Source organism: Serratia sp. ID 25-353 (genome assembly GCF_054792795.1).
This window is the reverse complement of the sequence record NZ_CM139236.1, coordinates 3,797,730-3,808,266: the sequence shown is the minus strand read 5'-3', so window position 1 is coordinate 3,808,266 and position 10,537 is coordinate 3,797,730. Positions and strand designations below refer to the sequence as shown.

Sequence of the window (10,537 nt, the reverse complement as noted above, 5' to 3'; positions counted from 1 at the left end):
GATGCGAATAATTGTCTACGGCAGTTTACGGCGCAAACAGGGAAACAGCCATTGGATGACCAACGCCCAATGGCTCGGCGAGCACGAGCTCGAAGGCTACCAGATTTATAACCTGGGCCATTACCCGGCGGCGATCCCTGGAGAGGGCACGATACATTGCGAGGTGTATCGTATTAACTCATCGATTCTGGCAGAGCTGGACGAACTGAAAAGCAACACCAAGGACTATAAGCGCGAGCTGATTCAGACGCCTTATGGGAGTGCGTGGATCTACCTGTATAAACACAGCGTGGATGGTTACCCGCGAATTACCAGCGGTGACTGGCTGAAACGCCTCGAAGAACAGTAAGAAAAAAAAACACCGCTCAATGAGCGGTGTTTTTTCATCGGACGGCGGCGAAATTACTTCTTGGCGGCGCGTTCGAAGGAGGCGATGATTTCCGCTTTAGCCGCGGCAGCGTCTGCCCAGCCTTCCACTTTCACCCATTTGCCTTTTTCCAGATCTTTGTAGTGCTCGAAGAAGTGAGCGATCTGGGCTTTCAGCAGTTCCGGCAGGTCGTTCACGTCTTTCACGTGATCGTACTCTTTGGTCAGCTTGCTGTGCGGTACCGCAACCAGCTTGGCGTCTTCACCGGCTTCGTCGGTCATTTTCAGCACGCCAACCGGACGGCAGCGGATCACGGAGCCCGGCTGCAGCGGGTATGGGGTTGGAACCAGCACGTCAACCGGGTCGCCGTCCAGAGACAGGGTGTGGTTGATGTAGCCGTAGTTGCACGGGTAGAACATCGCGGTGGACATGAAACGGTCAACGAACAGCGCGCCGGTTTCTTTGTCGATTTCGTATTTGATTGGATCGGCGTTGGCCGGGATTTCGATTACTACGTAGATGTCTTCCGGCAGGTCTTTGCCAGCAGGGACCAGATTCAAGCTCATGTCGGTTTCCTTTAATCATCAAACCAGAAATGGAGTGGCGGCTATTATAGCGGACTCTTTTGCGATTTCCTGCCCTTTTCATCGTTGAAAACCCAGCGTGCCGGCGCACGGAGAATTTCCAGATTAATCCCGCCGCGGCATGAAGTTTTGCCTCCGCCTGCCGATAACTTCAACAAACAATAATGAGCCAGCAAAGCTGGCTCCGCGTTTTGCCACCCCTACTACGTCTGATCTCACTATTCTGAAGCCGGGAAGAACTCATGCTAAAAAAGATTACGGTGAAGGCTGGGCTGATCGCCCTGCTGAGCCTGATGACCATGCTGCTGATCATGGTCAGCGTTATTGGCGTCAACGCGATTAACGAAGGATCGCGCTCGATCCATACCTTGAACCAGATCCTCGGCGAAGAGCTGGGCTCGCTGGCCAACAGCTCCAACCTGACGCTGCGCGCCCGAACCGCCGCCTCGCTGGCGGTGCGCCAACGGGAGATAGGCCAGACTGATGTGTCCGATGCCACCGTGGGCCGCATCTACGGTTACCTCGAACAGTCGAACAAGGAAATGGCGCGCTTTGTCGGCGTCGGCACCGTGACCGATCGCGGCCGCGAACTCTCCAATCGTCTGCAAAACAGCTATCACGCCTATCTGGAGCAGGGCGTGAAGCCGATGGCCGCCGCCATCAAAGCCGGCAAGATTGATGAGTATTATCACATTCAGGAGACGCGCATCTCCGCGTTGAGCATCGCGTTTGAAAAGGATCTCAGCGATTTCCGCAGCTTTGCCATGAAGCTCGGCGCGCAGCAGGTGTATGACGCGGAAAGCAACGCCAACACCAAGATCTCGTTGATCGTGGTGGCGGGCCTGCTCAGCGTGCTGCTGGCGGTGCTGGCCTGGTTCGCGCTGCGGGTGATCATTCTGCGTCCGCTGGACGAATCCATCGCGCAGCTGGAACACATCGCCGGCGGCGATCTGACCCATGAGATCCGCGGCGAGGGCGATACCGAGATGGGCCGCCTGGTGCGAGCGATGCAGCGCATGCAGCAGGCGCTGGCCAGTTCGGTCAGCAAAGTGCGCGACGCCAGCAGCCAGATCGACACCGGTTCACGCGAACTGGCGGCCGGCAACCTGCATCTGGCGCAGCGCACCGAAGAATCGGCCGCTTCGCTGGAAGAAACCGCCGCCAGCATGGAACAGCTGACTTCGACGGTGAAAATGAACGCCGAGAACTGCGAGCAGGCCAATCAGCTGGCGCTGAGCGTGTCTGATATCGCCAACCAGGGCAGCGACGTGGTCAGCCAGGTGATGAGCAAGATGCAGGCGATCACCGACAGTTCGCGCCGCATCGCCGACATCATCAGCGTGATGGACGGCATCGCCTTCCAAACCAATATCCTGGCGCTGAACGCGGCGGTAGAAGCGGCGCGGGCCGGCGAACAGGGCCGCGGTTTCGCGGTGGTGGCTGGCGAAGTGCGCAGCCTGGCGCAGCGCAGCGCCCAGTCGGCGAAAGAGATCAAAGGGTTGATCGAAGCGTCGCAAAACCGGGTGCAGGAAGGCGAGCAGATGGTGGAATCGGCGGCGCAGACCATGAGCGGCATTACCGGCGAAGTAGGCCGGGTGACGGCGTTGATGCGTGAGATCTCGGCAGCGACGCGCGAACAAAGCAGCGGTATCGAACAGGTGAACCTGGCGGTGGCGCAGATGGATCAGGTGGCGCAGCAGAATGCGGCGCTGGTGGAAGAGTCGGCGGCGGCGACGCGCTCGCTGGAAGATCAGGCTCAGCTGCTGGCGCAGAGCATGGCGGCGTTCAAGCTGTAAGGCGATAAGGGTTCGGCGCGGCGCCGAACCCTTGCCAGAAATGCGTTACTCGTCCGGGTTTTCGGCGATGAAGCGTTCCGCGTCTTCTACCATCGACTTGGTGCCGACGAAGAATGGTGCGCGCTGGTGCAGTTTCACCGGCGTGATGTCCAGAATGCGGTTTTTGCCGTCGCTGGCCTTACCGCCGGCCTGTTCGGCCAGGAACGCCATCGGGTTGCATTCGTACAGCAGGCGCAGCTTGCCTTGCGGGTGGCTGGCGGTGCTTGGGTAGATGTAGATGCCGCCTTTCAGCAGGTTGCGGTGGAAGTCCGCCACCAGGGAACCGATGTAGCGCGAGGTGTAAGGGCGCTGCGTCGCTTCATCCTGCTCCTGGCAGTACTTGATGTATTTCTTCACGCCGAGAGGGAACTTGATGTAGTTGCCTTCGTTGATGGAATACATGTTGCCGCTCGCCGGGAAGCGCACTTTCTCGTGGGAGAGGCAGAATACGCCCAGAGACGGGTCGTAAGTAAAGGCGTGGACGCCGTAACCGGTGGTGTACACCAGCATGGTGGACGAACCGTAAACCACATAACCCGCTGCGACCTGGGCGCTGCCCGGCTGCAGGAAGTCTTCTTCGGTCACCGGCGTGCCGACCGGCGTGATGCGACGGTAGATAGAGAAAATCGTACCGACCGAGACGTTGACATCGATGTTGGACGAACCGTCCAACGGATCCATCAAAACGACATACTTGGCATTTTCAGCTCGCTCGCCGTCGAATATCACGATTTCATCTTCTTCTTCTGAAGCGATACCCGCAACTTCACCACGCGCTTTCAACGCCGCTTTCAGTTTTTCGTTCGCGTACAGGTCCAGTTTCATCTGAACTTCGCCCTGTACGTTGGACACCCCGCTGGTTCCCAGAATATCAACCAGGCCGGCCTTGTTGATGTCGCGGTGGATGATTTTGGCGCCCAGTTTAATTGCAGAAAGTAACGCGGTCAGCTCGCCGGTGGCGTGAGAGAAGTCGTGCTGTTTCTCGACGATAAATTCGCCTAACGTTTTCATGACACAATCCCTGAATCTACGGATGGATAGCGGCCTGTTAACAAACCGCCAACGTTTTCGCGTGCAGTGTAGCCCAAAGATGCGCGCTATTCATAGGCAAATCCATTTCTTCTGGACGATTCTGAGCGTTAGAATATGCCGACATTCGATGCACTCACATGAGAAACCTATGCGCATTCACATTCTTGGGATCTGTGGCACCTTTATGGGCGGGCTGGCGATGCTGGCGCGTTCACTGGGGCATGACGTCACCGGTTCGGACGCCAACGTCTATCCGCCGATGAGCACGCTGCTGGAGAACCAGGGGATCGATCTTATTCAGGGTTATGATCCAGCCCAGCTGGATCCGGCACCGGATCTGGTGATTATCGGCAATGCCATGACGCGCGGTAACCCGTGCGTGGAGGCGGTGCTGGAGCGTGGTATCCCTTACGTTTCCGGCCCGCAGTGGCTGCACGACGCCGTGTTGCGCGATCGCTGGGTACTGGCGGTCGCCGGCACCCACGGCAAAACCACCACCGCCGGCATGGCGACCTGGATCCTCGAGGCCTGCGGTTACCAGCCCGGCTTCGTCATCGGCGGCGTGCCGGGCAACTTCGACGTTTCGGCCCGCCTCGGCGGCAGCCCGTTCTTCGTGATCGAGGCCGACGAGTATGACTGCGCGTTCTTCGACAAGCGTTCCAAGTTCGTGCACTACAGCCCGCGCACGCTGATCATGAACAACCTGGAGTTCGACCACGCCGATATCTTCGACGATCTGAAAGCCATCCAGAAACAGTTCCACCACCTGGTGCGCCTGGTGCCGGGCAAAGGCAAGATCATCCTGCCGGACAACGACAGCCACCTGAAGCAGGTGATGGCGATGGGCTGCTGGAGCGAGCAGGAGCTGGTGGGGGAAGAGGGTACCTGGCGCGCGCAGAAGCTGACGCCGGACGCCAGTCATTACGCGGTGTTCCTCGACGGCGAACAGGTCGGTGAAGTGAACTGGGCGCTGGTGGGCGAGCACAACATGCATAACGGCCTGATGGCCATCGCCGCCACCCGTCATGTCGGCGTACAGCCGGCGGACGCCTGCCGCGCGTTGGGCGATTTCATCAATGCCCGCCGCCGCCTGGAGCTGCGTGGCGAAGCCAACGGCGTCACGGTTTACGACGACTTCGCGCACCACCCGACGGCGATCCTCGCTACCCTGGCCGCGCTGCGCGGCAAGGTCGGCGGCACGGCGCGCATTCTGGCGGTGCTGGAACCGCGCTCCAACACCATGAAAATGGGCATCAGCAAAAACGATCTGGCGCCTTCGCTCGGCCGTGCCGACGAAGTGTTCCTGTTCCAGCCGCACCACATTCCGTGGCAGGTGGCGGAAGTGGCGGATGCCTGCGTGCAGCCGGCGCACTGGAGCGCGGATCTCGACACGTTGGTGGACATGGTGGTGAAAACCGCACAGCCGGGCGATCACATTCTGGTGATGAGCAACGGCGGTTTCGGCGGTATTCACGATCGTCTGCTGGACGCGCTGGCGAAAAAGCAGGAACCGAAAGTCACCTACTGATCGCTCAACCACATCAAGGGCCGCGTTCGCGGCCTTTTTTTCGCCCATAAAAAAGCCCTCGCGAGCGAGGGCAACGGGGTTCGTCGGATAGGACGACGAGAGGGTCTCTGGGAAATCGGCGTTTGCGTCAGAACTCGGCAGTGGCAGTGACGAGGGTAATCAGCTCTGCAAAGCCGTTCCCAGAGTTGTTATTTGTAAATCTCGGCGGTGGCGTGGTAGTTGCCTTCGTTACGCGCTTCGATCACGCGGTAGGCGGTCGCGCCTTTAGCGTCGGCTTTCTCCGACAACGCCTGGCGAATGTCGGTCGGCGCGCCGTCGATGCCGCTGACGGTAATGGTGCCGATAGATTGCAGGTTGGCGGTCTGATCGTTAGTCACCAGCTGGGCGGCAGACGCGCCGAAGGCGATGACAGACAGCAGGCCGAATGCAGCAAGAGTAGTTTTCATGTTCATGGTAGCGATCCTTGGTCATAACAGCCTGGAAGGGCTTGGCAGCGATTTTTATTCTTGAAGGCCGTTACGACAGCGTTTGATTCCAGAGATGTATTGCCCGTTGCCGGGTAATGCCGGTACTTATTTGTAGATTTCAGCGGTTGCGTGGAAGTTGCCTTCATTGCGGGCTTCGATCACGCGGTAAGCGGTCGCCCCTTTGGCGTCAGCTTTGTCGGACAGCGCCTGACGAATGTCAGAAGGCGCAGCGGCGACGCCGCTCACGGTGATCACACCGGCCGGCTGCAGTTTTGCGGCCTGAGTTGCGTCAACAGATTGTGCTGCGAATGCACCAAATGAAAGCATGGACAGAACGCTCAGGGTTGCAACGGTAGTTTTAATTTTCATCATCTCACCTCATCGTATTCTTTTATCAGTTCCAACGAACTGTGATTCAGTTCACGGAAATGAGTATACAGCTAGTAACGTGAAAAATTAATAGTTCGCTAACAGTTGCTAGTGAAACTTTAACCTCATGATCCTTATTTTTTATAACCACAAGGAATAAAAAACGCTCATAAAACGATCTTTTGATGTTAAATTTATGTAATTTCAATGAGGTAAGTGCTTTTGACCAAAAGTGCGGAAGATCACAGTGGGTACTGCTGGTTACATGGAGATGTCATGGAAATGTGTTCCTGAGGGATAAAAAAGCAGTGTTAAACGCGGTGGCGGGTAGGAAAGGTAAGGCGAAGGTTAAAGAAGCGCTAACAAAGTGCGGGCTACAGCCGTACTTTGTTAGCGCCAGGTTTCACAGCTCTTGCTCGAATACGCCCAGAATAGCTTCATGCAGTTTCTGAGCGGTAAAGCCGTTGGACGGGGTGACGAAAATCGTATCGTCGCCGGCAATCGTGCCGAGGATGCCCTGGGATTTACCCAATGAGTCGAGCAGGCGGGCGATCAGCTGTGCGGCGCCTGGGCTGGTGTGGATCACCACGACGGCGTCGTTATGGTCGACGTCCAGCACCAGATTCTTCAATGGGCTGGTAGTGGTCGGCACGCCGAGTTCGGCAGGAAGGCAATACACCATTTCCATTTTGGCATTGCGCGTACGTACCGCGCCGAACTTGGTCAGCATGCGCGATACTTTGGATTGGTTAATGTTTTCGAAGCCTTCTTCTTGCAGCGCCAAAACGATCTCGCCTTGAGAACTGAATTTTTCTTCTTTCAATAACGCTTTGAACGTCTTGATCAGATCTTCCTGTTTTGCGGGATTACGCATTTTGCACCGTGGAATGTTGATAGTGGAAGTCATGATTATGCATATAGATGAATTTTTATGCAACAAAGGCCGACCCAAAGAAAATAAACATGACCGGGCGGCGAGGAAAGGGCGCCATTTTAACAAAATCCGGCCGCGATGAATATGCCCTTTTGGCGACGGAAAATCGGCCTGCGGTGGTAAATAAAATGTTATTAAAATGATGTTGTTCTGATGTTGCGTAAGGGTGTAATGTAACGGCCGGTTAACTTGCTCGTGAATAACCTCGCACTATTTTTGATTAGTGTGCGCTATGCCCTTCATGCGTAAGCGATTTAATCTAAAATGGGCGCGACAGCGGCCGTTTTATTACACCTGCAGGCAAGAATTGGCTAATTTATTGTTTTTAAAGGTGTAATAACTTAAGGTCCGTTACCAACACATTCACGGCGCTTTATATATTTAAGATAATAAAGGAGTATAGGATGAAAGTTGCAGTTCTCGGTGCTGCTGGCGGTATCGGCCAGGCCCTCGCCCTTCTACTCAAAACCCAGCTTCCTTCAGGTTCTGAACTCTCTCTCTACGACATTGCCCCTGTTACCCCAGGCGTTGCCGTCGACTTAAGCCACATCCCAACCGCAGTTAAAATCAAAGGCTTCAGCGGCGAAGACGCGACCCCGGCTCTGCATGGTGCGGACGTGGTGCTGATTTCCGCCGGCGTGGCCCGTAAGCCAGGCATGGATCGCTCTGATCTGTTCAACGTTAACGCCGGCATCGTGCGTAACCTGATTGAGCAAGTGGCGAAAACCTGCCCGAAAGCCTGCATCGGCATCATCACCAACCCGGTTAACACCACGGTCGCCATCGCGGCGGAAGTGCTGAAAAAAGCCGGCGTTTACGACAAGAACAAACTGTTCGGCGTGACTTCGCTGGATATCATCCGTTCCAACACCTTCGTGGCCGAGCTGAAAGGCAAGCAGCCGGAAGAGCTGAACGTGCCGGTCATCGGCGGCCACTCTGGCGTGACCATCCTGCCTCTGCTGTCGCAGATCCCTGGTGTGAGCTTCACCGATCAGGAAGTGGTGGATCTGACCAAACGCATTCAGAACGCCGGCACCGAAGTGGTGGAAGCCAAAGCCGGCGGCGGGTCTGCAACGCTGTCCATGGGCCAGGCGGCCGCCCGTTTCGGTCTGTCTCTGGTGCGTGCGCTGCAGGGCGAGAAAGGCGTGGTGGAATGCGCGTACGTTGAAGGCGACGGTAAATACGCTCGCTTCTTCGCGCAGCCGCTGGTGCTTGGCAAGAACGGCGTTGAAGAACGCAAAGATATCGGCACCTTAAGCGCCTTCGAGCAGAAAGCGCTTAACGAGATGCTGGACGTGCTGCACAAAGATATCGAGCTGGGCGAGAAGTTCATCAATAACTGATCGTTGCCGATAGTCAGCCGATAAACGCCGCCGGACGCTGTTCCGGCGGTTTTTTTTGCTCCGCGTTCACGATTTTATGCGTGCCTTACGATCCAGGAGGCAATCGTTGTGCGGATCGTAATAGCGGCTTGGCCAGATTTCCGAAGGGTGGATGCCTATCGCTTCGGCGATCAGCCATTCCCCCTTCGGCCACGGGCGCGATAGCGCGTTGGCCAGCGTCGATGAGCTCAATCCGGCCTTGCGCGACACTGCCGCCAGCGTGGTGCCCTGCTTGCGTAGCGCCGCGATGATATCTGCCGGGTGCCAATCTGGGTTCCTTGAATTCATGTTTACATTCCTTTTCTGATTAGCCAAAGTTGCGTTAGTGGTATAACTAACGGGTCAAGGTTAAGTGCTTGAACAACGTGAAACGCTCATTAGGAAACCAGAATACCATTAAATTTCCTAAAAAATACCCGAGTAATTTCCAAAAAATGACGTTGCCCACTATTGCCCAGAGATGATGGCTATGAAAAACGAGTGGTTTGCCGCCAAGGAACTGACAGGCATCGCAGGATTACCCTCCTCACCACAGGGAATCAATCTGATGGCCCGGCGCGAAGGCTGGGTCAGCCGCAGGCGTAAAGGCGTGCAGGGAAAAGCGTTGGAGTACCATATCGACAGCCTGCCTTCAGGTGTGCGTAACCTGCTGGTGCTGAAGGAAGACGGGGCGGCATATGACGTAGAACGCCAGGAACCGTTGGCGGTCTGGATCGAGTATTACTACCATTTGACGGAGAGCGAGCGCGAGAAAATGGTGGCTTTCCTGATGCGGGAAGGGATCGGCGGCCTGTTGGCGCGCATCGACGAAGAGAGCAATAGCTAGGCAGGCCCGCGTACGCGGGCCTGATGTTTTTTAAGAAATATTTATTTCTTAAAAATCGCGTTGCACCGCCAGATGGGCCAGGCCTTCCAGCGCCGTACGGTGCTCCGATGCCGGCAAGACCTGCAGCGCGGCGATCGCCTTGTCGGCTTCTTCTTCGGCGCGTTTGCGGGTGTACTCCAGCGAACCGCATTGTTGCATCGCCTGCAGTACCGGCTCCAACAGGTGACGACCGTTGCCTTGCTCAATCGCACCGCGGATCATGTCACGCTGCGCGTCGTCGCCGTTGTGCATCGCGTGCAGCAGCGGCAGGGTCGGTTTCCCTTCGTTCAGATCGTCGCCGGTGTTTTTACCCAGGGTGCTGCCGTCGGCGCTGTAGTCGAGCAGATCGTCGATCAGCTGGAAAGCGGTGCCGAGGTAGCGGCCATAGTCTTGCAGCGCCTGCTCCTGTTCAGCGCTGGCGCCGGACAGGATCGCCGACGATTGCGCCGCCGCCTCGAACAGGCGGGCGGTTTTGCTGTAGATCACCCGCATATAGCTTTCTTCGGTGATGTCGGGATCGTGCACGTTCATCAACTGCAGCACTTCACCTTCGGCGATGACGTTGACCGCCTCCGACATCAGCGCCAGCACGCGCAGGGATTCCAGGCTGGTCATCATCTGGAAGGCGCGGGTATAGATAAAGTCGCCGACCAGCACGCTGGCGGCGTTGCCGAACGCCGCGTTGGCGGTGGCTTTGCCGCGGCGCATGTCCGATTCGTCGACGACGTCGTCATGCAGCAGCGTGGCGGTATGGATAAATTCGATCAGGGCGGCCACGGTGACGTGCTTGTTGCCTTCATAGCCCAACGCCCGCGCCGCCAGAACGGCGATCATCGGCCGGATGCGCTTACCGCCACCACTGATAATGTAATAGCCAAGCTGATTGATGAGCGTGACATCGGAATTCAGCTGTTCGAGAATTGTTGCGTTCACGGCCGCCATATCTTGCGCGGTTAACTCGGTAATTTGCTCTAGGTTCATTGTGTTTTTTTCAGCTGTGTTTCTCTTCACCGCGTTGAGATCGCTGCTCACATCGGTACATGGCGGTAACTGTCCCTATGATTGTACTTGAAAAACGGTTCAGATAAACGCCACGAAAGAAACTGCGCTTTTTTTCTTCTTTTTTCTTGTTCTGGTCTTATTCTGCTCTTGTCATGCGCTGCTTTTTTGCGTA

The 10,537-nt window shown here is 56.5% G+C and carries 12 protein-coding genes; 5 read left to right on the top strand and 7 right to left on the bottom strand.

What is annotated here, in order from left to right:
• Nucleotide 1: 1 nt before the first annotated feature.
• A complete protein-coding gene (locus tag ACYF6X_RS18395) occupies nucleotides 2–349 on the top strand; it encodes a gamma-glutamylcyclotransferase family protein (protein ID WP_025159589.1) in 348 nt (115 codons plus the stop codon).
• Between the two features lie 53 nt (nucleotides 350–402).
• Here ACYF6X_RS18395 and ppa read toward each other — a convergent pair whose 3' ends face one another.
• A complete protein-coding gene (gene ppa / locus ACYF6X_RS18390; RefSeq protein WP_004933594.1) occupies nucleotides 403–933 on the bottom strand; it encodes an inorganic diphosphatase in 531 nt (176 codons plus the stop codon).
• Between the two features lie 260 nt (nucleotides 934–1,193).
• Between ppa and ACYF6X_RS18385 the strand changes: the two genes are divergently transcribed.
• On the top strand, nucleotides 1,194–2,747 hold the full coding sequence (locus tag ACYF6X_RS18385) for a methyl-accepting chemotaxis protein (RefSeq protein WP_063991614.1): 1,554 nt from the start codon (nucleotides 1,194–1,196) through the stop codon (nucleotides 2,745–2,747).
• A gap of 45 nt (nucleotides 2,748–2,792) precedes the next feature.
• Here ACYF6X_RS18385 and fbp read toward each other — a convergent pair whose 3' ends face one another.
• On the bottom strand, nucleotides 2,793–3,797 hold the full coding sequence (gene fbp / locus ACYF6X_RS18380; RefSeq protein ID WP_004933587.1) for a class 1 fructose-bisphosphatase: 1,005 nt from the start codon (nucleotides 3,795–3,797) through the stop codon (nucleotides 2,793–2,795).
• 169 nt (nucleotides 3,798–3,966) lie between these two features.
• Between fbp and mpl the strand changes: the two genes are divergently transcribed.
• Entirely contained in the window at nucleotides 3,967–5,346 is a 1,380-nt protein-coding gene (gene mpl, locus ACYF6X_RS18375; protein WP_033636810.1) for a UDP-N-acetylmuramate:L-alanyl-gamma-D-glutamyl-meso-diaminopimelate ligase, read from the top strand.
• Nucleotides 5,347–5,534: 188 nt separating this feature from the next.
• Here mpl and yhcN (ACYF6X_RS18370) read toward each other — a convergent pair whose 3' ends face one another.
• From yhcN (ACYF6X_RS18370) to argR, 3 genes are all read right to left on the bottom strand, one after another.
• Complete coding sequence (gene yhcN / locus ACYF6X_RS18370) at nucleotides 5,535–5,798, bottom strand: peroxide/acid stress response protein YhcN (RefSeq protein ID WP_063991612.1); 264 nt, start codon at nucleotides 5,796–5,798, stop codon at nucleotides 5,535–5,537.
• Between the two features lie 120 nt (nucleotides 5,799–5,918).
• Nucleotides 5,919–6,182: a peroxide/acid stress response protein YhcN gene (gene yhcN, locus ACYF6X_RS18365; RefSeq protein ID WP_063991659.1), complete on the bottom strand. Its 264-nt coding sequence runs from the start codon at nucleotides 6,180–6,182 to the stop codon at nucleotides 5,919–5,921.
• 403 nt (nucleotides 6,183–6,585) lie between these two features.
• A complete protein-coding gene (gene argR / locus ACYF6X_RS18360) occupies nucleotides 6,586–7,056 on the bottom strand; it encodes a transcriptional regulator ArgR (protein WP_004933572.1) in 471 nt (156 codons plus the stop codon).
• Between the two features lie 464 nt (nucleotides 7,057–7,520).
• Here argR and mdh point away from each other — a divergent pair, with 464 nt between their 5' ends.
• A complete protein-coding gene (mdh, locus tag ACYF6X_RS18355) occupies nucleotides 7,521–8,459 on the top strand; it encodes a malate dehydrogenase (protein WP_130017357.1) in 939 nt (312 codons plus the stop codon).
• Nucleotides 8,460–8,525: 66 nt separating this feature from the next.
• Here mdh and ACYF6X_RS18350 read toward each other — a convergent pair whose 3' ends face one another.
• Nucleotides 8,526–8,786 (bottom strand): helix-turn-helix domain-containing protein, encoded by a 261-nt coding sequence (locus ACYF6X_RS18350; protein ID WP_016929333.1) that lies wholly within the window; start codon nucleotides 8,784–8,786, stop codon nucleotides 8,526–8,528.
• Between the two features lie 181 nt (nucleotides 8,787–8,967).
• Between ACYF6X_RS18350 and ACYF6X_RS18345 the strand changes: the two genes are divergently transcribed.
• Nucleotides 8,968–9,324, top strand: coding sequence for a DNA-binding protein (locus tag ACYF6X_RS18345; RefSeq protein WP_063991611.1), 357 nt, complete (start codon nucleotides 8,968–8,970; stop codon nucleotides 9,322–9,324).
• A gap of 48 nt (nucleotides 9,325–9,372) precedes the next feature.
• Here ACYF6X_RS18345 and ispB read toward each other — a convergent pair whose 3' ends face one another.
• The gene (gene ispB, locus ACYF6X_RS18340) at nucleotides 9,373–10,344 is read right to left on the bottom strand and encodes an octaprenyl diphosphate synthase (protein ID WP_063991610.1); all 972 of its coding nucleotides are present in this window, start codon (nucleotides 10,342–10,344) and stop codon (nucleotides 9,373–9,375) included.
• Nucleotides 10,345–10,537: the final 193 nt, after the last annotated feature.